Source organism: Pseudomonas tructae (genome assembly GCF_004214895.1).
Lineage (GTDB): Bacteria > Pseudomonadota > Gammaproteobacteria > Pseudomonadales > Pseudomonadaceae > Aquipseudomonas > Aquipseudomonas tructae.
The window spans coordinates 5,632,308-5,655,075 of sequence record NZ_CP035952.1 but is presented as its reverse complement, the minus strand read 5'-3'; the positions used below and the strand labels follow the sequence as shown (position 1 = coordinate 5,655,075).

Sequence of the window (22,768 nt, the reverse complement as noted above, 5' to 3'; positions counted from 1 at the left end):
TCCCTTGGTAGGGGTCGCTAATGTGCGCAAGTTGGTTTTGTGACACAGCGCACATAATTTGCCGAGTTATCCTTAGTTGATATCAAAGTGATATCACTGCCGTTCAGCAAGTTGCGCATTTTTGGTTTATTTCCAATTGGCTGTCAAGGTAAGCTATCGGGCCACCGTGACCTGAGTACTGGGCCGTGCAGGCTTACTGACCTGCTGGTCAGGGTAGCGGTGGATGCCGTTTGTACATGACATTGGTCAGTGAAAAACGGCGAAAATTGGACATTTGGTAGACTTTTTCAGGGATTTGAAGCGAATCGCGCTATGTGCAGCAGGCCTGCGACGGGCCAGCGAGCGATTCGGGATGTTGCTAAGGAGGCGTGATGTCGCTGAGTCTTACTATTACCAGTTATCACAAGATTACCCCTGGCCAATGTCCTGAGAAGTTCATCGAAACGGGTGCCATCAGTATTGGTCGCGGCCCTGATAATGACTGGGTGTTGCCCGATCCGGAACGCCTGGTTTCTTCGCAGCATTGTGTTGTTCAATATAAAGATGGCCGTTATTACCTGACCGATAACAGCACTAACGGTGTCGAATTAATTCACGCCGGTATTCGTTTGCGTCGCGGTAACAGCGAACCGCTGATGGACGGAGAGGTTATCCGCATTGGCGAGTACGAGATCCAGGCGCGGATCGATTCCAGCTTTCAACTGGGCGACAGCCATCTGCCTGGCGCGGACGCCGCCAACAGTTTCGAGGCACTGATGGCCAACCAGGCCAATGCCGTCCCCCAGCCGACAGGCGGTAGCGCACCGGCATTCATCCAGGGTGCTTCGAGCAACGATACCCTGCCGGACCTGTTCGACTTCCTGGCACCTGCAAGCATTGCACCGGTCACCCAGGCCGATCATGTACCGGCCCAACAGCATGATTTTCGCCCGCCAACGCCTGTCATGCCGGCGCCGGTGCCGGTAGCGCCGAGCCCTGGCGTCATTCCCGAAGACTGGGACCTGTTTGCCGAACCTGCAGCCCCCGTGGCGCCCGTACCTGTAACCACGCCTGCCGCAACGGCCATGCCCAGCCCGGTGGCAATGCCCGAAGCGCCTGCACCGGCCAGTGATTCAAGTGCACTAGTGCAGGCGTTTCTACGTGGCGCGGGCCTAGAGCACCTGCGTATCGACAGTGCCCAGGTCGAGGCGCAGATGGAAGCGCTCGGCCGCAGTTACCGCTTGATGGTCGAGGGCCTTATCGATGTGCTGCGCGCGCGCAGCAGCCTCAAGGGCGAGTTCCGCATGCAGCAGACCATGATACGCCCGGCCGAGAACAACCCGCTCAAATTCGCCCCGAATGCCGATGAGGCCTTGCTGTTGCTGCTGCGTCACGGCAACCACGCGTTCATGGCCCCGGATCAGGCAGTACGCGACAGTTTTGACGATCTGCGCGCGCACCAACTGGCGGTCATGGCCGGGGTGGAAGCGGCGATCAAGCACCTGCTCGGTCGTTTCGAGCCGGCGCAGCTGGAGTCGCGCCTGGGTGAGCCGGCCGGTCTGTCGAAGTTGTTCGGCAGCTCGCGCCAGGCGCAGTACTGGCAACAGTTTACCGAGCTGTACAGCAAGATTTCCCAGGAAGCCGAAGACGACTTCCAGGACCTGTTCGGGCGCGAGTTCAGCCGCGCCTATGAGGCGCACAGCGCGCGTTTGCAGCGCTCCTGAAACAAACGCAAAGTGCCACGTCATTGAGGACGCAGGATGATTCGAACAATGCTGATGGCAGCGGTAACTGCACTGCTGCTCAGTGGTTGTAGCAAGGATGAAGTCGCAGCACCGGTCCAGCCCGCGCTGGCAGGGCCTACCAGCGTCACCTTGTATTTCAGTGCCGCCGCCGGGCTCAACCCGGGCGCCAACGGTCAGGCCGCGCCTGTGCGCGTGCGTATCTACGAGTTGAAGAACAGTGCCAATTTCAATCGTGCCGACTATTTCGCTCTGGCCGAACGGGCGTCCACGACCCTGGGCGCGGACCTGCTTGATCAGGACGAAGTGCTGGTGCAACCGGGCGAACAGCTGCGTATCGAACGTGCGCTGAGCCCGGCCACACGCCAGATAGGCCTGGCCGTGGGCTATCGCGAAATCGACCAGGCGCAGTGGCGCAGCCTGTTGCCGGTGCCGCCGCTGGATTACCAGATCAGCCTCGATGTTCGTGCTGTGCGCAGCGCTGTCCATACCTCCCCAACCAGCACCGCCCAATAGGCAATCGGAGAAACCATGTCCTGGAACAATCGTGTGGTCTGGTCGGAAGGCATGTTCCTCGCAACCCAGCACTTCCAACAGCATGACCGTTACCTGGAAAACCTTATCGATGCCCGCAGCCGGCCGTTGTCGGCGGGGGCCTGGGGTTTTTCCGAACTGCTGATCGACCAGGGCCTGCTGGCCCAGGGCAAGCTGGCCATCATCTCGGCCCGCGGCCTGCTGCCAGATGGCACACCGTTCAACATTCCCCAGGATGACCTGGCGCCGAGCCCGCTGAACATCGACGACAACCTGCGTGATGGCCTGGTTTACCTGGCCTTGCCGCTCAAGCGTGCCGGAGCCCGCGACACGGTGGACGAGGGTGAGCAGGCGGGTGGTGCGCGCTATGTCAGCCGGGTGGCCGAAGTGCGCGACGACAATGCCCCGTTCGAGAACCGGGCGCCGGTCGCTCTTGGCTCCCGCGCCTTGCGCCTGATCACTGCCGACGAGGGCCTGAGCGACTACGCCGCGCTGGGCCTGGTGCGCATCAAGGAAAAGCGCGCCGACCGCGCCCTGGTGCTGGATGACAGCTACATCGCTCCGGTGCTGGATGTGTCGGCGAGCAAGAGCCTGTCGGCCTTTCGCAGCGAGTTGCTGGGCCTGCTACATCAACGCGGCGAGGCCCTGGCCGGACGAGTGGTGGCCTCGGGCGCGGGCGGCGCCTCGGAAATCGCCGACTTCATGCTGCTGCAACTGGTCAACCGCGCCCAGCCCCTGGTCGAACACCTGAGCCAGGTGAGCCCGCTGCACCCGGAGCGGCTGTACAGTGAATTGCTCGGCCTGGCCGGTGAGTTCGCCACCTTCTGCGCCAGCAATCGGCGCCCGGGCGAGTTCCCGGTGTATCAGCATGATGACCTGGCAGCGAGTTTCACCCCGGTCATGCAGGCGCTGCGCGAAGCCCTGTCGATGCTGATCGACAGCAAAGCCACGCCGATTCCGATTGTCGAAAAAGCCTATGGCATTCATGTGGCCATGCTTGCCGACCGCAGCCTGCTCGACAACGCCAGCTTCATCCTCGTGGTGCGCGCCGATGTGCCGAGCGAGACCCTGCGCGGGCGCTTCGCTCAGCAAAGCAAGATCGGTGCGGTCGAGCACATCCGTGACCTGGTCAACCTGCAATTGCCGGGCATCGGCCTGCTGCCATTGCCGGTGGCGCCACGGCAGATCCCGTTCCACGCCGGTTCCACCTACTACGAACTCGACCGCGGCAGTGAGCATTGGCAACAACTGCAGAACGCCGGGGGCTTTGCCTTCTACGTCGCCGGCGAGTTCCCGGGGCTGAACCTGGCCTTCTGGGCCATCCGAGGATAAGCCGCGATGCAGCCTAACGACCCGTCGGCACCCGCAGCCAACGACCGCACCCAGTTCATGCCGCGCCCCGGTGGCCGCAGCCCGCAGGCGGGCACGCCGGAGCCGGCGGCAACGCCGTCGATGCCAGCGCAACCGTTGCCCGGTGGCCAGGCCCTGGGCTTGAACCCATTGGAAAGCGCCGCAGGGCCGTTGCTGGCGTTGCTCACCCGCTTGCGCAGCACCATCGCCCATCCGGCCCCGGCCAGCCTGCGTGCGCAGTTGCTGGCTTATCTGCGTCAGTTCGAAGAGCGCGCCGAAGCCGCTGGTGTGGCGCGCAACGAAGTGTTGCTGGCCCGCTACGCGCTGTGTACCGCGCTCGATGAAGCGGTGCTCAGCACGCCCTGGGGCAGCGGCAGTGACTGGGGCAAGCAGAGCCTGCTGATCACCGTGCACAACGAAGCCTGGGGTGGCGAGAAGGTCTTCCAGCTGCTTGAACATTGCCTGCAGAGCCCGCGCGAGCGCCTGTTCCTGTTGGAGTTGCTGTACCTGTGCATGTGCCTGGGATTTGAAGGCCGCTACCGGGTGATGAACGGCGGCCGTGCCCAGCTTGAAGCACTGCGCGAACGCACTGCCGCCGCCATTCGCAGCGCCCGTGGCGAATTCGAGCGCGAGCTGTCGCCGAATTGGCGCGGGGTCAGTGTCAGCCGTGATCGCTTGTCGCAGTTCATGCCGCCCTGGGTAGGCCTGGCTATTGCCCTGGCGTTGCTTCTGGCCTTGCTGTTCGCCCTGCGCTTGATGCTCGCCGCCGACGCCGAGCCGGTCTTCAAGAACATTCATGCCCTGGGCGAAATCCCGGTGCAGGCCATCGATCGCCCTGTGACCCAACCCAAGCCGGTTGAGCGCCCGCGCCTGGCGGGTTTTCTGGCCAGTGATATCAAGGCCGGGCGGGTCAGTGTCGAAGACGCCGTCGACCGCTCGGTGGTGACCCTCCGTGGCGATGAGCTGTTCGCTTCGGCCAGCTCCAGCATCAACGACAGCCTGCAGCCGCTGATGCTGCGCATCGCCGACGCCATCGGCCAGGTCAAGGGCCAGGTACGCATCACCGGCCACAGTGACAACCGGCCGATCGCGACCTTGCGCTTCCCGTCCAACTGGGCGCTGTCCCAGGCCCGCGCCGAGCAGGTCCAGCAGATTCTGGCCGCCAAGACCGGCCAGCCAGCACGTTTTAGCGCCCAAGGCCTGAGCGACACCGAGCCGCTGGCGCCGAACAACACGGCCGAAGGCCGGGCAAAGAACCGCCGGGTTGAAATCACTGTATTGGCGGAGGGGGTCGAGTGAAGGCGTTTTTCGGTTTTGTCATTCGCTGGGTCATCCCGCTGCTGGGTCTGATTGCCCTGAGCTTGATCATCTGGTTCGTCGGCCCGCTGTGGGACGTGCTGGTTCCGGCAGGGCGCCGCTGGACGCTGATTGCGCTGCTGTTTGCGGTGTGGATCGGTTATCGCCTGTGGCGCCTGATTCAGGCTCGTCGCCAGGCAGCAGAAGTCATGCGCAGCCTGGCCGCAGAAACCGCTCCCGACCCTGCCAGCGTCGCCACCGCCGAAGAGTTGGCCACCCTGCGCCAGCGTATGGACGAGGCCCTGGCGTTGCTGAAAAAAGCCCGCCTCGGTGGTGATGAGCGGCGTAATCTGTACGAACTGCCTTGGTACGTGATCATCGGCCCGCCAGGCTCGGGCAAGACCACGGCGCTGGTCAATTCCGGTCTGCATTTCCCATTGGCCGCACAGCTTGGCGCCGGAGCGATCCGTGGCGTGGGCGGTACCCGCAACTGCGACTGGTGGTTTACCGACCAGGCGGTGTTACTCGACACCGCTGGCCGCTACACCACCCAGGACAGCCACGCCCAGGTCGACAAGGCGGCCTGGCTGGGCTTCCTCGACCTGCTGAAAAAACAGCGCGCACGCCGGCCCATCGATGGCGCTTTCATTGCCATCAGCCTGTCCGATCTGCTGCTGGGCAGTGATGCCGAACGCGCCGCCCATGCCGCGGCTATCCGCTCACGTATTCAGGAGCTGTACAGCCAGTTGGGCGTGCGCTTTCCGATCTACCTGATGCTGACCAAGCTCGACCTGGTGCCGGGTTTCATGGAGTTCTTCGACACCCTGAGCAAGGAAGAACGTGCCCAGGTCTGGGGCATGACCTTCGGCCTGGACGACGACACCTCGGCGCAAGGGCCGCTAGCGCAGTTCCAAAGCGAGTTCGCCGGCCTCGAGCAGCGCCTCAACCAACGCTTGGTCGAGCGCCTGCAGCAGGAACGCGACCCGGCACGGCGTGACCTGGTCTATGGCTTTGTCCAGCAGTTCGCAGCCTTGCGCTCGAACCTGCAGAGCTTTCTCGACGGCGTGTTCAAGCCCAACGCCTATGAAGAGCGCGCCCTGTTGCGTGGGGTGTACTTCACCAGTGGCACCCAGGAAGGCAGCCCGATCGACCGCCTGATCGGCGCCATGGCCCAGAGCATGGGCCTGGACCGTCAGCACCTGGCGCGCCAGAGCGGCACGGGTCGCAGCTACTTCATCGAAAAACTGTTCAATGCCGTGGCCTTTGCCGAGCGTGGGCTGGTCGGGGTCAACCCGCAGGTCGAGCGCCGACGCAAGTGGCTGGCCCGCACTGCGCTGGCCGCAAGCGTTGCCCTGGTGGTGCTGGTCGGCACCTTGTGGGCCGTAAGCTATCGCGCCAACCAGGCCTACATTGCCCAGGTCGAGCACAAGCTCCAGCCCTTGGGGCAAACCTTGCAAACCTTGAGCCCAGCCCAGCGCGACGTGCTGGCCGTGCTGCCGCTGCTCAATGCCGTGCGCCATCTGGCCGAAGATCCACCCGGCTGGGCCGAGGGCCTGGGGCTGTACCAGGGCGACATGCTCGAAGCCGAGTCGGCCAGCGTTTACCGCAAGTTGCTGATCGCGGTGTTTGCCCCGCGCCTGGTCACGCGCATTGAAGAGCAACTGCACAGTGGTGGTGGTTCCGACTTCCTCTACGAAGGCCTCAAAGCCTATCTGATGCTGGCCGATGGCGAGCACTACGACCCGGACTTCATCAAGGCCTGGGTCAGCCTCGACTGGGAACAGAGCCTGCCCCGCGACCTGGCGCCCGAGCAGCGTGCAGCCTTGGGTGAACACCTGCAGGCGCTGTTCGAAAAGCGTCCGCCCAATGCGCGCCTGGATGCCAACCTGATCGAAGACTTGCGTCGCCAGTTGCAGCAGTTGCCAGTGGCCCAGCGCGTCTATGACCGGGTCAAGCGCCAGAAACTGCCGGAGGGTGTCAGCGATTTTCGCCTGAGCGAAGCTGCCGGCCGCGATGCCGCACTGGTGTTCAGCCGCAAGAGCGGCAAGCCGTTGGGCGAACCCTTGAGCGGGTTGTTTACCGTTGAGGGGTATCGCAAGGCGTTCCTCGCCACCAGCCTGCAACACAGCAATACCCTGGCCGAAGAACGTTGGGTGCTGGGCCGCGAGCAGGCCGATGAGGGCGATGTCAGCAGCCTTGCCGCCGACGTGCGCCGCCTGTATTTCGCCGACTACATCCGCCACTGGGATGCGCTGCTGGCCGATCTCGACTTCGTGCCGATTACCAGCGTGGCCCAGGCTGCCGATGTACTGCGGGTGATTTCCGGTCCCACCTCGCCGCTGAAAAAGCTTCTGAGCGCTGTGGCCAAGGAAACCAACCTGCAACAGCAGGACCCGCTTGCGGCCGCCCAGGCTAAAGCCAGTGAGGCCGGTGTCGACCAACTCAAGCAGCGCCTGGGCAACTTGCTGGGCCAGGATGCACCGGCCGATAGCCGCCAGGTGCAGCAAGACCAAGACCCGGTGAGCGCGCACTTTGCCGACCTGGCCAGTCTGGTCAGCAAGGGCGAGGGCGAGCCTGCGGCTATTGACGGCCTGCTCACCGACATGAACGCCTTGTACGTGCAGGTCAGCGCCATGGTCGGTGCCAGCGGCGACGCCTTGCTCGGCGAGGCCAAGAACCAGGCAACTGCCGCTGCCAGCCGTGTCAGCCTCAGTGCACAGCGTCAGCCACCGATGGTCCAGGGCCTGGTCAAATCGGTGGTGAGTTCGACCACCAATACCATGATGGGTGGCGTGCGCAACCAGCTCAACGCTGCCTGGGTCAGTGAAGTGGTCAACGTTTACCGCCAGTCCCTGAGCGGTCGTTACCCGCTGGCGCCGGGTAGCTCGCGCGATGCCACCCTGGACGACTTCGGCCAGTTCTTCGGAGTCGGCGGGGTGATGGACAGCTACTTTCGCAAGTACCTGCAGCCTTATGTCGACACTTCGGCCAACCCTTGGCGCTGGCAGCCGGGCGCGGCGCAGAAACTCGGCATCGGCCCTGGCGTGCTGCACACTTTCCAGCGCTCGGCGGCAATTCGTGATGCGTTCTTCCGCTCCGGCGGCATGCAGCCGACCGTGCGCTTCGAGCTCAAGCCGGTGGCCATGGACGCCTCGATCACCCAGTTCCTGCTTGACCTCGACGGCCAGCAAATTAGCTATGACCACGGCCCGAGCCGACCGGTAGCCATGCAGTGGCCGAACCCCAACAGCATCGGCGTGGTGCGCCTGTCGATCATGCCGCCGGCGGCCAGCGGCCGTTCCGGCCTGACCCTGGAAGGGCCGTGGGCCTGGTTCCGCTTGCTTGACCAGTCCGATCTGGTGGCCGGCAACGGCCCGGACCGCTTCAGCCTGCGCCTGCGGGTCGATGGCGCCAGCGTGTCCTATGAGCTGCGCGCCAACAGCGCGTTCAACCCATTCAAGAGCCGCGTGCTCAGCGGCTTCAGCCTGCCGGAGCGGTTGTGATGGGCGACGTTGGCTTCTACGGCAAGCTGGCCAGCCGCGGTGACTTTGTCAGCCGGGGCTTGCCGCACAGTTTTATCCAGCCCTGGGACCAGTGGTTGGCTGCCGGGCTAATGGCCAGCCAGCAGCAGTTGGCCGAACAGTGGTTGCCGGCCTATCTGGTCAGCCCGTTGTGGCGCTTCGCCCTGGCGCCGGGCGTCTGTGGGCCGCAGGCCGTGGTCGGCGTGCTGATGCCCAGCATCGATCGGGTAGGGCGCTATTTTCCTCTTACCCTGGCCCAGCTTCTGGCGCCGGATGAGTCGCTGGCGGCGGTGGTCAGTGGCCCGGATGACTGGTTCGAACACTGCGAAGCGCAGTTGCTGGCTACCCTGGAGCCGCACGCTGCGTTTGAAGCCTTCAACGAGGCGCTTCGAGGTGTTGCTGTGCCGCGCCTGAATACGCTGTCGAGCCCGACAGTAGCTGGCTTGCAGCGTTTCACTGCAGTGACCCCCGAGGCTCGCCAGGCGGCCCTGGCCGAAAGCGCCTGCGCTGACATGAGCCTGTGGTGGGGGCGGGGTTCGGAACGTATCGAGGCGGGATTGTTGCGTTGTGCCGGCTTGCCGCGCAGCGAGGATTTCGCCAGTTTTCTACTCGGCAGTGAGGCGGCGCGCTAGATGACGGCTTTGCACTACAGCGCAGCCAGCTACAGCCATGTTGGCATGGTGCGCAGCATCAACGAAGACGCTTGCCTGGATCTTGCCAGCGAGGGCCTGTGGGCGGTTGCCGATGGCATGGGTGGGCATGCGGCGGGTGATTACGTCAGTTGCCTGATCGTCGATACCTTGCGCCGGTTGCCGGCCACGCCGTCCCTGGATGAATACACGCAGGTGCTGCGCGAGCGGCTGTCGGCGGTCAACGCGGCGGTGCGTGAGGAAAGCGTCCGGCGCGGTGTGGCGATGATGGGCAGCACCCTGGTGTTGCTGGCAGTACGCGGTGATCAAGGCATCTGCCTGTGGGCCGGTGACAGTCGCCTGTATCGGCTGCGCGACGGGCGTCTGGAAGGCATTTCCCGCGACCACAGCTACGTCCAGGAACTGCAGGACAGCGGCCTGCTCAGCGAAGCCGAAGCGCGGGTGCACCCGCGCGCCAATATCGTCACCCGGGCCATTGGTGTCGAGCCTGCGCTTGAGCTTGAGGCCGTGCCCCTGCAGATCCTCGCCGGCGATACCTACCTGCTGTGCAGCGACGGCGTCAACAAGACCGTCGAGGACCATGAAATCCGCGAAGTGCTGGGCCACAGCGATCCCTATCAGGTGGTCCGCAGCCTGGTGCACCTGGGCCTGACCCGGGGCGCCCCCGACAACATTACCGCCGTCGTCATCAAGGCCAGCTGAAGACCCTGCACATGGACAAAGTGATCCCCGGATACGACATCGACGGCGAGATTGGCGAAGGCGCCATGGCCACTGTCTACCTGGCCACCCAGCGTTCATTGGAGCGCAAAGTGGCCTTGAAGGTCATGGCCGCCGCCTTGGCTGCCGACCCGACCTTCTGCGAGCGCTTCTTGCGTGAAGGCCGCACCCTGGCGCGGCTGTCACACCCGCACACGGTGACCATCCACGACATCGGCAATGTCGGCGAGCTGTACTACATGGCCATGGAGTACCTGCCCAACGGTACGCTCAAGGAGCGTATCGCCGCCGGGGTCACGCCGGAGCAGGGCCTTGTGTACATCCGCCAGATCGCTTCGGCGCTGGGTTATGCCCATGCCCAGGGCCTGGTGCACCGTGACGTGAAACCGGCCAACATTCTGTTTCGTGCCGACGGCAATGCAGTGCTGTCGGACTTCGGCATCGCCAAGTCACTGGATGACCGAACCCAGTTCACCCAGGCCGGCTTTGCCGTCGGTACCCCCAGTTACATGAGCCCGGAGCAGGCACGCGGCCAGGAGATCGATGGCCGCGCCGACCTTTATGCCCTGGGTGTGGTGTTTTACGAGATGCTGGTGGGCAAGCTGCCGTACAGCGGCAACGATGCCCTGTCGACAGCACTGGCGCACCTGACCGAGCCGTTGCCGGAGTTGCCGATCGAGCACGGTCGATACCAGGACATCCTGCGCGGCCTGTTGGCCAAGGACCCGGCTGAACGTTTTGCCGATGCCCGGACCTTGCTGGCGGCGCTCGACCGGCTGCCTGTGCAAGAGGCTGACAGCACCTTGATCCAGCCCCTGCCGATTGCCAACGCGGTAGCCCTTGAGCCGCCACAGGCGCCTCCCGCACCGAAGCCGGAACCCATGGTCAAGGCTGCGCCACCTGCAGCTGCGCGCAAGCGTCCGGCACTGGCCTTGCTCGCGATTGCCGTTGCCGCCGCACTTGGCCTGGGCGGGCTTGGTTATTGGGCCATGAGTGGTGATCAACAGGTGGTTGAGGCGCAGCCGGTGCAAACCCGCGAGCCAGTGCCGCAGACACCTGTAACCGCAAGCAACGACGACAATCGCCCGCTGCTGATGGCCGGCAAGAAAACCCTGTTCCAGCGCGTGCTGAGCAGGCCCGGCGCGCAGGTGGTCAGCCAGCCGGGGGCCACGCCCAGCGACACTTTACCGGCCTTCACTGTGCTCTATGTCTATCAGCGCCAGGACTTCGACGGCAGCCCCTGGCTGCAGGTTGGCACCGCCAGTGACGGCCGCCGTGACGGCTGGTTGCCGGCTTCCCAGGTCAGTGACTGGAAGCAGAGCCTGGTGCTCAAGTTCACCGAACGCTCGGGGCGTGCGCCAGTGATGTTCCTGCGTCAGGCCGATCAGCTCGAACGCTTGCTCGGCGATACCTCGGCTGCCCGTGCCGAACTGCTCAAGGCGCAGAACACACCGGAGCAAGTACCTCAAGTGATGGCCCTGGAACCCAGTGCCAGCGCCGTGCCACAGGATCAGTTCTACCTGATGCCAATTTTCGAGGCGCGCGAGAGCTTCGACGAAAACGGCCAGCCGTTGCAGCTGCTCAATGTTGCCTCCATCGACCCGGGCAGCAGTGCCCGCAGCAGCGAGCCCAAAGCTGCGGGCGTGGCCACCTCCAGCGATGCGTTCCGCACCGCTGTGGTGCTGGTGGTGGATACCTCGGTATCGATGCAGCCCTATATCGATCAGGTGCGCCAGGTGGTGCACGAGTTGCACGGGCAAATCTCACAACGAGGCGAGCTGGACAACGTCAGCTTCGGTCTGGTGGGTTTTCGCAACAACACCACGCGCACGCCGGCCCTGGAATACCTGACCAAGACCCTGGTGACCCTGGACCAGGGCCGCGACCCAGAGCGCTTTTTGAAGCTGGCCGAACAGGTGAAAGCCACCAACGTCTCCAGCCACTCGTTCAACGAAGACGCCTTTGCCGGGATCATGCAGGCGGTCGATGGCATGGACTGGTCCGGCTATGGCGGGCGCCTGATATTGCTGGTCAGCGACGCCGGCTCGCTGCGCAAGAACGACCGCTACAGCAGCACCCAGATGAACGAGGCCGAAGTTCGCCAGGCGGCCCTGAGCAAGCAGATCAAGATCTACGCCCTGCACCTGCGCACCGATGCCGGCAAGAAGAACCATGCGTACGCCGAGCAGCAGTACCGGGTGCTGACCGCCGACGCCAACCCGAAAATCGGCGACCTGTACGTCTCGGTGCCCGGTGGTGATGTGAACAAGTTCGGTGAGCGGGTGCGCGAAATTGGCTCAAGCTTCGCCGACCTGGTCCACCAGGTGCGCAGTAATCCGACGCAACCCGCACCGTTGCTGGCGGCTGCGCCAAGCGTTGTGGATAAATCAGCGGCCATTGGTTATGCCATGCACATGGATTTTCTTGGCCGCAAGAGCGCAAGCCAGGCCCCGCAACTGGTCAGCGCCTGGACTTCAGACCGCGACCTGACCAACCCGGCGCTGCCCACCCTGCAGGTCTGCGTGATGCTCACCAAGCTGCAACTGAACGACCTGCAGCAGTCGCTGAAACTGATCGTCGATGCGGCGCGCAAGACCCGCACCTCACCCAGGGACTTCTTCCAGGAAATCGCCAGCGCCAGTGCTTACATGAGCCGCGACCCGGCCGCCCTGCGCAAGGGCGCCAACCTCGCCGAAGGCGGAGTACTGGGCGAATACCTGGACGGCCTGCCTTACCGCAGCAAGTCTTTGAGCATGACCCAGGACCTGTGGTTGTCGCTCAGCGTGGCCGAACAGGAGGACTTTATCGACGAGCTGGATTCGAAGATCCGCCTGTACGAAACCTTCCACAACGACATGGCCAACTGGGTGCGCTTCGGCAATGCCGAGCCGGGTGACGCCTTGTACCGTGTACCGTTGTCGACGCTGCCGTGATGATCAGTCTGCAGGCGCTGCGCAAGACCCGTGGCCTCGGTACCCAGCGCTTCAGCCTGGAAATCGAGCGCCTGGAGCTGCGCGCCGGTCAGCAGTTGGCCCTGGTCGGCCCCAGTGGTTGCGGCAAGAGCACCTTGCTCGACTTGCTGGCCATGGTTCTGCAGCCAGACCATGCGCAGCAGTTTGTGTTCAGCAGCGACTTGCAGGTTTTCGATGTTCGTCAGCTCTGGCAGGACCAGCGCCAGGACCAGTTGGCCCACGTACGCCGGCGGCATCTGGGTTATGTGCTGCAGGCGGGTGGTTTGTTGGGGTTTCTCGATGTGCGCAGCAACATCGCCCTGCCGCGCCAGGTGCTTGGCCTGGGCGACGACGGCAGCGTGCAGCGCCTGGCCGAGCAACTGGAGATCGCTGATCAGTTGGACAAGAAGCCGGCGGCGTTGTCGATCGGCCAGCGTCAACGGGTCAGCTGCGCCCGCGCCCTGGTGCACAACCCCACGCTGCTACTGGCCGACGAGCCGACCGCAGCCCTGGATCCGGTCAATGCCGAACGGGTGATGCAGTTGTTGTTGCGTCAGGCCCAGGCGCGGCAGGTGGCTTGCCTGATCGCCACCCACGACGAGGCATTGGCCCGCGCTGCCGGGTTGCAGGTATTGCGCATGGCCTGTCGCCGCGATGCCGATGGCGGTGTCACCGCCACGCTGGAGCGCCAACCATGATGCGCCCGCTGCTGATTGCCGCCCTGGCCTGGCAGGACTACCGCAGCGACGCACGCCTGTCCGCCTGCAGCGTACTGGCGCTGGTGGCGGTGATCGCGCCATTGCTGGTGCTGTTCGGTTTGAAGTTCGGCCTGGTCAGCAGCCTGACCGAGCGTCTTGAGCGCGACCCAATGGTGCGTGAAATCATCCCGCTGGGTGGTGGCCGCTTTAGCGCCGACTTCGTCGCCGAACTGGCCGAGCGCGACGATGTGGCCTTCGCTTTGCCACGCACCCGGCAAATTGCCGCGACTGCCGACCTGGTGTTGCCGGCGCGCAAGGTGGTGGTCAACGTCGAGATGATTCCGACGGCGCTTAACGACCCGCTGCTGCAAGGGCTTCAGGTCCCCAGCGCTATCGACCAGATCGTCCTTAGCCGCACGGCGGCAGAAAAGCTCGGCGCGCAGGCGGGGGATCAACTCGATGCCGCGTTCACCCGTCAACTGGCGGGGCAGCTTCAGGTGCAGCGCAGCACGTTGCGGGTGTTGGCTGTTTTGCCGCTGGAGGCCTTTGAACGTGATGCGTTGTTTGCCCCGCTGACACTGCTGGAGGCCGCCGAAGACTACCGCGATGGCCGCGCCGTACCGGCGCTGGGCTGGCAAGGCAAGACAGATGCTGGCGAGGCGCAACGGGTCTATCCAGCCTTTCGCCTGTATGCGCGAAACCTCTCTGACGTCGAGCCGCTACGCCGCTTCTTTGCCGACCGCCAGTTACTGGTGTCGACCCAGGCCCCGGCCATTGCCCAGGTGCAGTCGTTGAGCCGCAACCTGACCCTGGTGTTCTGGATCATTGCCAGCCTGGCGCTTGTTGGGGCGTTTGCCGCAGTTTGCGCGGGCGCCCTGGCTGCCGTCGAGCGCAAGCGCCGCGAGCTGTCGGTGATGCGCCTGCTGGGCTTCAGTACAGCGGCCTTGCTGGCATTCGTGGTGCTGCAGGCGCTGTACAGCGCTGTGTTTGCAGCCGGCATTGGCGCTGCGCTGTACGCCCTGGCCGAAAGCGGCCTCAACCAATTGTTCATGCAGATGCCCGGCGAGTACGCCAGCCATCTGCTCCCGTCGCATTACCTCGTTGCCCTGCTCGCTGTGCTGCTGGCCAGCGCAGCCGCTGCCGCCCTGGGGGGCTGGCGCGTGGCGCGAATAGACGCTTGTGAAGGAATTCGAGATGTTTGACCGTCGCCTACCCGCCCTGGCGCTGATCGTTGCCGCCCTGAACCTGGTGTCCTGCGCCCAGGCCGAAGACGAGCCCAAGCCCGCCAGCAGCAAACTGGACAACCCCAAGCCCCTGGCTGACGACATCAGCCTGCCGTTGCCCTGTGACGGTGAGATGGTGTTCCGTCACGTCTATGTCCTGGCTCAGGGCAGCCTGGATGATCGCGAAGTAAGCCTGGGTTACCCCTTCAGCGAAGGCGAGGCGGGTTACAAGCAGTCGTTTATTTCCGGTTATCGCCGCGACTTCATCAACGGCCAGTTCAGCCTGCAGGACTTGTCCGCAGACTGGAAAAAGCGCATCAGCCCGAGCCTGCCGAAAACCGATGCCGGCAGCCCGCTCAAACCGATGATGTACTTTATCGGCAAGTACGAAGTCACGGCCCAGCAGTACGCCCGGGTGATGGCCCAGGCCCAGTCGCTGGCCAGCGGTGAACCGGCGCCGGCCTGTGAAGCGGCGAGCGGCATGGCCGGGCGATTGCCCAAGGTCAAGCTGTCGCGCTTTGAGGCCGAGCGGTTCTCGGCGGTTTACAGCGCCTGGTTGATGAAGAACCACCGCGACCTGCTGCCGGTCAGTGGCCGGGGCAAGCAGGCTGAAGACGGCGGTATTGGCTTCGTCCGCCTGCCGACCGAAGTGGAGTGGGAGTTTGCCGCCCGGGGTGGCTCCGCCGTCAGCCGTCAGGAACTCGAAGGGCGGTTGTTCCCACGACGTCTTGAGGGCAGCGAAAGCGACGGCCCGCTGGCCGACTGGGCAGTGTTCAACCAGGTCGCCGGCGGCACCGGTCAGGCCGCACGCCTGACCCCGATCGGCACCAAACTGCCCAACCCCCTGGGGCTGTTCGACGTGATCGGCAACGCCGCGGAAATGGTCCAGGAGTCGTTCCAGCTGGTGCATGCCGGGCGCCGTCAGGGGGCTTACGGTGGCTTCGTGGTCAAAGGCGGCAATTACCTGGAGGGCGAGGGCACGTTGTTCACCGGCATGCGCCGCGAGTACCCGCTGTTCGGCGCCGATGGCACTGAGCAAAGCAATGAAACCACCGGTTTTCGAGTCGCCATCGGCGCCCTGTCGGCACCGCGCTCGCGCTACGAGGAACTGTTCGAGCAGTGGCAGAAAGAAGGCCGCCTGGCGGCGCTGACCGACGCCATCGACGACGCCCAGGACCCGACCAAGCGCCTGGACAGCATCATCGCGGCAAGTGCCGACCCGCAGTTGCAGGCCGAGCTTGGCCTGGTCAACGAAGAGCTCAAGCGCAACGTCTCGCTGATCGCCCAGCAGCGTGAAGAAGCGGCCGGCAACCTGATCCAGTCCGCCGCCCTGGTGGCCGAAACCATCAACAACTACAACATCCGCCTGACCAACCTGCAAAAGACCCAGCAGCAGGCCAAGGCCTCCGGTGACGAGACCAGCGCCAAGCTGTTTGCTGCCGCGATCAACAACGGCCGCAGCGCCCTCGATGGCGCCGTGGCGATCTACATCGACAACCTTGCCACTGGCACGCGCTACACCGATGCGGTGATCCAGGCGCAGTTCCAGCGGGTCAAGGAAGAACTCAATCGCAAACCGGTACTGGGCAAGAGCCTGCTCAGCCGGGCGACCCTGTTCGTTCGCCATGTCGGGGCTTATCGCCAGCAACGGCGTGCGGACCCAGGGGCGATTTTGAAAGAACTGCTCGCATCAGCCGCTGTGCAACCTTGAGCGGCTGTGGAGTGAACATCGTAGTGACCGGGGCGGCATGAGGCTGTCCCCAGCGTGTTTCAACAGAGAGAGAACCTGACCATGCTTTCAACTCGCAAGCCCTTCTTCACTGCTTCCAACGGCCGGGCCGCGCTGCTGCTGGCGGCCGGTTTCAGCACCGTCCTGCTGACTGGCTGCGCCAGCTCGCCGGCATCCAAGGTCGGCGCGACGACCAAGGTCGAGTACTACCCAAGCTGCTACGAACCGGTCCAGCACCTGCGCTCGACTGATTCGGACATGACCAAGTCAGTCGCCACCGGCGCCCTGATCGGTGCAGTCGGCGGCGCCCTGACCGGCGCGCTCACCGGCAACTCCGACACCCGAGGCCGCAATGCTGCCATCGGTGCTGCCGGCGGTGCCCTGGTCGGCGGCGCCGCCGGTTACTACACCGAGCGCCAGAAGCAGATCAGCGACGACAACCAGCGCATCGGTTCCTACGCCACCGACATCAACAAGAGCGCGGCCGACATGGACCGCAGCACCGCTTACGCCAAAGCCTCCCAGGCTTGCTACCAGCGTGAGTTCGCCAACCTGATGGACGGCCGCAAGAGCAACACGATCAACGACAGCGAGGGCCGCAAGCGTCTGGCGGAAATCATCGCCGGCCTGCAGGAGTCGAACAACCTGATCAGCGCGGTCAATGGTCGTCTGGGTGAGAACCTGAACAACTACACCCAGGCCTACGAGCAAGACCTCAAGCAGGTCGGCGTACAGCGTAACGACGTTGTGGTGGTTGCCGAAGCCGAAGCGCCAGTACTGGCCACCGGCAACGCCAAGAAAGCCACGACGGCCAAAGCCAAGACCAAGGCTCCGGCCCAGGCGAAGAAAAAGCTGCCTGAAGTACCGAAGGAAGCCGTCGCCACCGAGAAGACCCTGCAGGACGCCAACGCCAAGAAGGCTGAAAGCCAGAAGGTTGCCAGCGCCGGCCAGAGCCAGGTCAACAACATGTGCAAAAACCCGGACATGGGTGACTGGGCACCGGTGCCTTGCCCTAACGTGTAAGGCTTGAGCAGCGCAGTTGCCCGCCACCTTGGAGGCAAGGCGGCGGGTGATTTGCGTTGCAGGTTCAAGGAAACGAATCAATGAGCAGCGCCATCCCCCGTTTTGGCTACATCGATCCCCAGTTCAACGCGCGCCAGCGCATCCAGTCCACCATCAATCTGCCCAGGCTGTTTGCTGGCATCGATGCCGATCCCTCGATCGTCGGTGCTGGCGTGGTGTACATCGACCTGGACTACAACGTTGTCGTACTGCGCGAGTTCCAGCCGATCTGCAGCATCCGGCCCAAGCGCATCATTTTGCGTGAGCTCAAGCGTTACCAGACACCTGACCAGTACACCCAACAGCTACAGACCAACCCGCGCGAATCGAAGGCACTCAAGGAAGGCGTCAACACCACCTTGTCCTGTGCGGGTGCGGTACTGGGCTGGATGGTGGTGGTCAGCGGCACTATCGCCGCGCCATTTTCCGGTGGTGCGAGCATGGTTGTGACCTACATCGGCATCGCTGCGGCCACGGCCAGCAGCGTGCAGTGCGGTGTCGGTGTCATGCGTACCGTGCGTGAAGCAAACAACCCAGGCGCCAACGACGCGCTCGACCAGGAAGAGTGGTACCAGAATGCAAGCATGGTGCTGGATGCGGTGTCTTTGCTGGGCGTCGGCACCTCAGGGCTGACCACCTTCAAATACCTGCAGATGCACAAGGCAGCTACCGGACGTAAGTGGTTCGAGCTGAGCAAGGGTCTGAGTCGTCAGCAACGCAAGGCGCTTACCGATGAACTGTTGTCGGTCAAGCACCCGTCACTGACGGCCAAGCAGCTCAAGTTGCAGCAGAGCGCAGGCTTGCTGACCAAGCGTTATACCCCGACCGAAATCAGCCATGCGACCAAGACCCTGCTCAAGGATTCGATTGGTGCCGGTTTCGGCCTGGCTGGGAGTTCTTCCGTGCAGGGGGTTGTAACCTCCGCGAGCAGTGAGATCAAAACCATCGCCATCGGTTTGTACGAGGAGTTCTGAGCATGAGTGTGAGTCAGGATTACGCCGCGTTCATGACCCGTTACTTTCCGACGTTCATCTGTACGTTTTTTCTTTCGTTGTTTTCCCTGGCCTGCGCGGTGACCTTGTGGACTGACACTCACTTGCGCAACCACCCCGATAATTCGGCCTTCAGCGTTGGCTTGATGGCCGGCAGTATCGTGCTGCTGTGCCTGGGCAATTTCCTGATCATTCGTGGCAGGGCCTGGAGCCTCTGGCTGATCGTGCTATTGCTGCTGCTCAGCCTGCTGACAGTGATCAGCCTGTTCGATGAGCGAATCAACAAAGGTCTGTTTGCTTTTGCCTTGTTGTTGCCGCTGCTTGCCGGGCTGATGCTCAATGGCAAGCGTCATCGGCAGATGCGCGAGTACCTGGTCGAGCTCCGGCAAAAACGCCAAAACCATTGACCCTGGTTAATAGTTGCGCAAAAGCCACCCCCTAGACTGAGGCCTCTGCACCCTCAAAGGGGGACATGGCATGACCATTATCGTCACCGGCGCCGCCGGTTTTATCGGTAGCAACCTGGTTCAGGCCCTCAACCAACGCGGCGAAACCGAGATCATCGCCGTCGATGACCTGAGCGATGGCGACAAGTTTCGCAACCTGGCTGATGGCGAAATCGCCGACTACCTGGACAAGGACGACTTTCTCCACCGCTTTCGCGCCGGTCAGTTCGGCAAGGTACGCGCCGTGCTGCATCAGGGCGCCTGCTCAAGCACCGTCGAAAGCGACGGACGCGTGATGATGGACAACAACTACCGCTACAGCCGCGACCTGCTCGACGCCGCCCAAGGCCTGCAAGTACCGCTGCTGTATGCCTCATCGGCAGCGGTGTATGGCGCCGGGCGCGATTTTCGCGAGCAGCGTGAATGCGAGCGGCCATTGAACGTCTACGGCTACTCCAAATTCCTCTTCGACCAGCGCGTACGCCGGCAACTGCCCCAGGCCCGCAGCCAGATCGTCGGCCTGCGTTATTTCAACGTCTACGGCCCCCGCGAACAGCACAAGGGCGCCATGGCTTCGGTGGCCTTGCACTGCTTCAACCAGTACCAGGCCGATGGCAAGGTCAGCCTGTTCGGCAGCTATGGTGGTTATCCCAGCGGTGGCCACCTGCGTGATTTCGTGGCGGTCGAGGATGTGGTCAGGGTCAACCTGTTCTTCCTCGAGCGGCCGCAGTTGAGTGGCCTCTTCAACGTCGGCAGCGGCCGCGCCCAGCCGTTCAATGATGTGGCCCTGGCGGTGATCAACCGCCTGCGCGAGCAACAGGACCAGCCACCGTTATCGCTGGAGATGGCCCTGTTGGAAGGCGTCCTTGAATACAGCGAATTCCCCGAACACCTGCGCGGCAAGTACCAGTGCTACACCTGCGCTGACCTTGAGCGTTTGCGTAGCGTTGGCTATCAGCAGCCAATGCTGACGGTGGAGCAGGGGGTGGGGCGATACTGCGAGTGGTTGCAGGGGGCGCGGTAGTTTGCGAGCGCCATCGTCCTCGGGCGTTGCTGATCAGTCCTCTGAAACATGCGGACCCTGCCTTGCCCGAGAACTCAGGTACCAAAGCAGCGTCAGCACGCTCGGCCAAAACAACGTGTTCAGCACATCATGAAGGCTTGCCTGCCAACGCCAGTAGCCAAGGCTTTGCACGTCATCCCAGCAGTCGACTGTTTCGCCCAGACAAGCTAGGGCCAGCACACAGGACCAGGCCAGATAGGGCCTCAGTTGCTTGCTGATTGCTGCAAGGAAAACGAATACAGCCATACCGAAGTAGATATGCAGCGCATCTTTTGAAAGCCCGGTGGTCGAGACAATGGCCAGTTTGATGGCTTGTACGGTGGAGGTTTCCATGTTGATGATCTGCCTGTCCTTGGAGGGCTGAGAGGACAGTGTTGATCATCCCGCAAAAGATGTGTTGGAGCGGGACTTGTCTGCGATCGAGCGCCGCTTGATGGGCTGAATTTGCTGGCCTTATCGCGGGGCAAGCCCGCTCCTACCGAAGTGGGGGTAGGCTACGGAAACAAAAAAGGCCCACCTCGCGGTGAGCCTCTTCTTACTGCGTATGGTGCCGGCACCAGGAATCGAACCCGGGACCTACTGATTACAAGTCAGTTGCTCTACCATCTGAGCTATACCGGCACAGGGGCGTCATTATAGCGATCAGTTTGCGTCTGTAAACTACTTCTGCAACTTTCCTCGCGATACCTGCTTTGAGCGGGTATCGCGGGGTGTTTTCTTACCAGTCGCGGTGCATTGTCGTGGCGCTGGGTTCGGCTTTGGTGGGGTCGAATATCAGCGGTTTGTAGCGGCAATCGTGCTTTTTACAGTGCTCTCGGCAGCCGTGCTTTTTCTTGCAGGTGTAGGCCGGGCCCGAGTAGCCCTTGTCGCCGTATATCTGCATCTGCGGGATTTCCCAGCCGGACATGGGGGTGTAATCGCCACTGGTGCAGCCGCTCAAGTAAAACGCGCACGCCAGCAGGATGAAGGATCTGATGATAGCCACAGGCAATTCCGTTTGGTCGAAGTGTCAGTGTTTGTGGGTGTCGAGGTAGTGCTGGATGGCCATGTGGTCTTTGCTGAAGTCCGGCCCGGGGAAGCTGCTGGTGCCGTACGTCTGCAGCGGCGGTTGCCAGCCGGACTGGGGAGGCGGGAACTGCCAGTCAGACATGAGGGAGCAGCCGCTTAGGTAAAACGCGCACGCAAGCAGGGCGATGGATCTGATGATATCCACAGTCAATTCCGTTTTATCGAGGTGTCAGTCTTTGTTGAGGATGCGGTGGATGGTGCCGCCGCAGGCCTGGTAGCAGCTGTCGTAGTCGCTGCCGCATGAGTAGCTCGAACCGCTGCTGAACGGGTAGCTGGGGTAGTAGCAGCTTTTGCGCGCTTCCTTCTTGCTCTTGCCGACCTGGCAGTGCTGGTAGCTTCTGAGGTTGGCCTGGTACAGGGCCTGGTCGCTGTTTTCCTGCAGGCGCGCCATCTGTTTGCAGTGGTTGCGTTCCATCGAGCAGGAGTTGATGCAGTTCATGCCCGCCATGCTTGGCGGAGGGGAGTATCTATAGGTGTAGCTGGGGCCGCAGCCGCCGAGCAGGCCGACGGCCAGCAGCAGCGCGGCGCGCCACTTGAGTGAATTGCTCACGAGTTGCCAGTTCCTTGTTCATTCCTCGCTGAACTCCAGCAGGTCACCTGGCTGGCAGTTCAACGCGCGACAGAGCTTCTCGAGGGTTTCCATCTTGAAACCCTTGATCTTGCCGTTTTTCAGCAACGACAGGTTCGCCTCCGTAATACCGATAATCTCGGCCAGATCCTTGGAGCGGATCTTGTTCTTGGCCATGACTACATCGAGTCGAATAATTATCGGCATAGGGGCAAGCTAGACATAACAGTTGTGTTCATCGCTGATGGTTTTGGCGTCACGCATGAGGAGTGAAAAGGCGCACAGGAAGATGCCTTTCATGATCTCGTAAACCGCCTGGGATGATACACCGATCGATACGCTGAAGCTTCTTTCGCCTTTGGGCAGGTCGATGGAGAACGCCAGGCCCTGCAAGGTGCCGATCATGGGCCAGACCATCGGCAAGCCGATGCACAGCAAGCCCACCCACCAGAGCATCTTGATGTTCTGCGTCGTCCAGGTTTCGCCCCGGGACAGGCGCAAAAAGAACAAACCGGTCAGGTACAGGGCAAAGGCCGAGAGGCTGGCGGGGATGAGTTCCAGGCCGATGACCAGGCCCAGGGCCAGGTGCGAGGGCTGATAGTCCGGGGCCAGCAGCAGCGGCATGTTTTCGCCGAAGCTTTGCAGGTAGGCGCCTTGCACCTGGGCTTTTTCGAACACCCACAACAGTACGTTGCCGCCGAACTCGACGATCCCTGTACCCCAAGCGAGTACCGCGGCGAATGCACCGATCACTCGCAGACGCGATCTCGCGTAAGCCACTGTCTTACTGTTCATGGTTTCCCTCCGTGCTAGTTGAGCGGGGCGCATTATTTGTGAAAAATTATCGTATTACAATAATTAATTGTGATTTTGTTGGGGGTGCGGCGTTTTGACACGAGGGGGAGGCGGGATCTGAAAGGGGTATCGCGGGGCAAGTCGGCCGCCGCACCGCCGCTCCCACAGGGTAGGAGCGGGCTTGCCCCGCGATGCTTTTTCAGGCCGGGTAATATAATTTACGAACCTTTCTGCAACCTTTAAGGGCTTTCAGCTAAATACGGACTGAAAGACAGGAAAATTAATTAGCCATTTTCTATCGATTTGACTTCAACGATGCCTTGAGCTAATTTGCTGTTCATTATGTTGAACACTAAAGCGTTTCCGCTCTTCACCTCCCGC

At 62.7% G+C, this 22,768-nt stretch carries 21 protein-coding genes and 1 tRNA gene; 15 read left to right on the top strand and 7 right to left on the bottom strand.

The window, feature by feature from the left end; all coding sequences use genetic code 11:
- Positions 1-371: 371 nt before the first annotated feature.
- The 15 genes from tagH (at position 372) to rfaD (ending at position 19,917) form a co-directional block, all read left to right on the top strand.
- Positions 372-1,703, top strand: coding sequence for a type VI secretion system-associated FHA domain protein TagH (gene tagH, locus EXN22_RS26020; RefSeq protein WP_130266716.1), 1,332 nt, complete (start codon positions 372-374; stop codon positions 1,701-1,703).
- Between the two features lie 36 nt (positions 1,704-1,739).
- The gene (gene tssJ / locus EXN22_RS26015; RefSeq protein WP_130266715.1) at positions 1,740-2,237 is read left to right on the top strand and encodes a type VI secretion system lipoprotein TssJ; all 498 of its coding nucleotides are present in this window, start codon (positions 1,740-1,742) and stop codon (positions 2,235-2,237) included.
- A 15-nt stretch (positions 2,238-2,252) separates the two neighbouring features.
- The gene (gene tssK, locus EXN22_RS26010) at positions 2,253-3,587 is read left to right on the top strand and encodes a type VI secretion system baseplate subunit TssK (RefSeq protein ID WP_130266714.1); all 1,335 of its coding nucleotides are present in this window, start codon (positions 2,253-2,255) and stop codon (positions 3,585-3,587) included.
- Between the two features lie 6 nt (positions 3,588-3,593).
- Positions 3,594-4,904 (top strand): DotU family type VI secretion system protein, encoded by a 1,311-nt coding sequence (locus tag EXN22_RS26005; RefSeq protein WP_130266713.1) that lies wholly within the window; start codon positions 3,594-3,596, stop codon positions 4,902-4,904.
- Complete coding sequence (gene tssM / locus EXN22_RS26000) at positions 4,901-8,404, top strand: type VI secretion system membrane subunit TssM (protein WP_130266712.1); 3,504 nt, start codon at positions 4,901-4,903, stop codon at positions 8,402-8,404. Before EXN22_RS26005 ends, tssM begins: the two co-directional genes overlap by 4 nt.
- Positions 8,404-9,054 carry a type VI secretion system-associated protein TagF gene (gene tagF, locus EXN22_RS25995; RefSeq protein ID WP_130266711.1) on the top strand — a complete coding sequence of 217 codons (651 nt, stop codon included), beginning with the start codon at positions 8,404-8,406 and terminating at the stop codon, positions 9,052-9,054. The genes tssM and tagF overlap by 1 nt, the downstream gene beginning before the upstream one ends.
- Complete coding sequence (locus EXN22_RS25990) at positions 9,055-9,774, top strand: PP2C family protein-serine/threonine phosphatase (RefSeq protein ID WP_130266710.1); 720 nt, start codon at positions 9,055-9,057, stop codon at positions 9,772-9,774.
- A gap of 11 nt (positions 9,775-9,785) precedes the next feature.
- Complete coding sequence (locus EXN22_RS25985) at positions 9,786-12,725, top strand: serine/threonine-protein kinase (protein ID WP_130266709.1); 2,940 nt, start codon at positions 9,786-9,788, stop codon at positions 12,723-12,725.
- Positions 12,725-13,441 carry an ABC transporter ATP-binding protein gene (locus EXN22_RS25980; RefSeq protein WP_130266900.1) on the top strand — a complete coding sequence of 239 codons (717 nt, stop codon included), beginning with the start codon at positions 12,725-12,727 and terminating at the stop codon, positions 13,439-13,441. Before EXN22_RS25985 ends, EXN22_RS25980 begins: the two co-directional genes overlap by 1 nt.
- Complete coding sequence (locus EXN22_RS25975; RefSeq protein ID WP_130266899.1) at positions 13,441-14,643, top strand: ABC transporter permease; 1,203 nt, start codon at positions 13,441-13,443, stop codon at positions 14,641-14,643. The genes EXN22_RS25980 and EXN22_RS25975 overlap by 1 nt, the downstream gene beginning before the upstream one ends.
- Positions 14,636-16,375 carry a formylglycine-generating enzyme family protein gene (locus EXN22_RS25970; RefSeq protein ID WP_130266708.1) on the top strand — a complete coding sequence of 580 codons (1,740 nt, stop codon included), beginning with the start codon at positions 14,636-14,638 and terminating at the stop codon, positions 16,373-16,375. The genes EXN22_RS25975 and EXN22_RS25970 overlap by 8 nt, the downstream gene beginning before the upstream one ends.
- Before the next feature lie 81 nt (positions 16,376-16,456).
- Positions 16,457-17,416 carry a type VI secretion system-associated lipoprotein TagQ gene (gene tagQ / locus EXN22_RS25965; protein ID WP_130266707.1) on the top strand — a complete coding sequence of 320 codons (960 nt, stop codon included), beginning with the start codon at positions 16,457-16,459 and terminating at the stop codon, positions 17,414-17,416.
- Positions 17,417-17,496: 80 nt separating this feature from the next.
- Positions 17,497-18,429, top strand: coding sequence for an NAD synthetase (locus EXN22_RS25960; protein WP_130266706.1), 933 nt, complete (start codon positions 17,497-17,499; stop codon positions 18,427-18,429).
- A 2-nt stretch (positions 18,430-18,431) separates the two neighbouring features.
- Positions 18,432-18,854: a hypothetical protein gene (locus EXN22_RS25955; protein ID WP_130266705.1), complete on the top strand. Its 423-nt coding sequence runs from the start codon at positions 18,432-18,434 to the stop codon at positions 18,852-18,854.
- Positions 18,855-18,924: 70 nt separating this feature from the next.
- Positions 18,925-19,917: an ADP-glyceromanno-heptose 6-epimerase gene (gene rfaD / locus EXN22_RS25950; RefSeq protein ID WP_130266704.1), complete on the top strand. Its 993-nt coding sequence runs from the start codon at positions 18,925-18,927 to the stop codon at positions 19,915-19,917.
- A gap of 33 nt (positions 19,918-19,950) precedes the next feature.
- Here rfaD and EXN22_RS25945 read toward each other — a convergent pair whose 3' ends face one another.
- The 7 genes from EXN22_RS25945 to EXN22_RS25920 form a co-directional block, all read right to left on the bottom strand.
- Positions 19,951-20,289 (bottom strand): hypothetical protein, encoded by a 339-nt coding sequence (locus EXN22_RS25945; RefSeq protein ID WP_130266703.1) that lies wholly within the window; start codon positions 20,287-20,289, stop codon positions 19,951-19,953.
- Between the two features lie 212 nt (positions 20,290-20,501).
- Positions 20,502-20,577, bottom strand: a tRNA-Thr gene (locus tag EXN22_RS25940).
- 97 nt (positions 20,578-20,674) lie between these two features.
- Positions 20,675-20,941 carry a hypothetical protein gene (locus EXN22_RS25935; protein WP_130266702.1) on the bottom strand — a complete coding sequence of 89 codons (267 nt, stop codon included), beginning with the start codon at positions 20,939-20,941 and terminating at the stop codon, positions 20,675-20,677.
- Positions 20,942-20,965: 24 nt separating this feature from the next.
- Positions 20,966-21,106, bottom strand: coding sequence for a hypothetical protein (locus tag EXN22_RS26270; protein ID WP_165392264.1), 141 nt, complete (start codon positions 21,104-21,106; stop codon positions 20,966-20,968).
- An 87-nt stretch (positions 21,107-21,193) separates the two neighbouring features.
- Positions 21,194-21,574 carry a hypothetical protein gene (locus tag EXN22_RS25930; RefSeq protein ID WP_130266701.1) on the bottom strand — a complete coding sequence of 127 codons (381 nt, stop codon included), beginning with the start codon at positions 21,572-21,574 and terminating at the stop codon, positions 21,194-21,196.
- Between the two features lie 18 nt (positions 21,575-21,592).
- A complete protein-coding gene (locus EXN22_RS25925; RefSeq protein ID WP_010221299.1) occupies positions 21,593-21,799 on the bottom strand; it encodes a helix-turn-helix domain-containing protein in 207 nt (68 codons plus the stop codon).
- Between the two features lie 9 nt (positions 21,800-21,808).
- On the bottom strand, positions 21,809-22,387 hold the full coding sequence (locus EXN22_RS25920) for a hypothetical protein (RefSeq protein WP_010221300.1): 579 nt from the start codon (positions 22,385-22,387) through the stop codon (positions 21,809-21,811).
- Between the last annotated feature and the right edge of the window lie 381 nt (positions 22,388-22,768).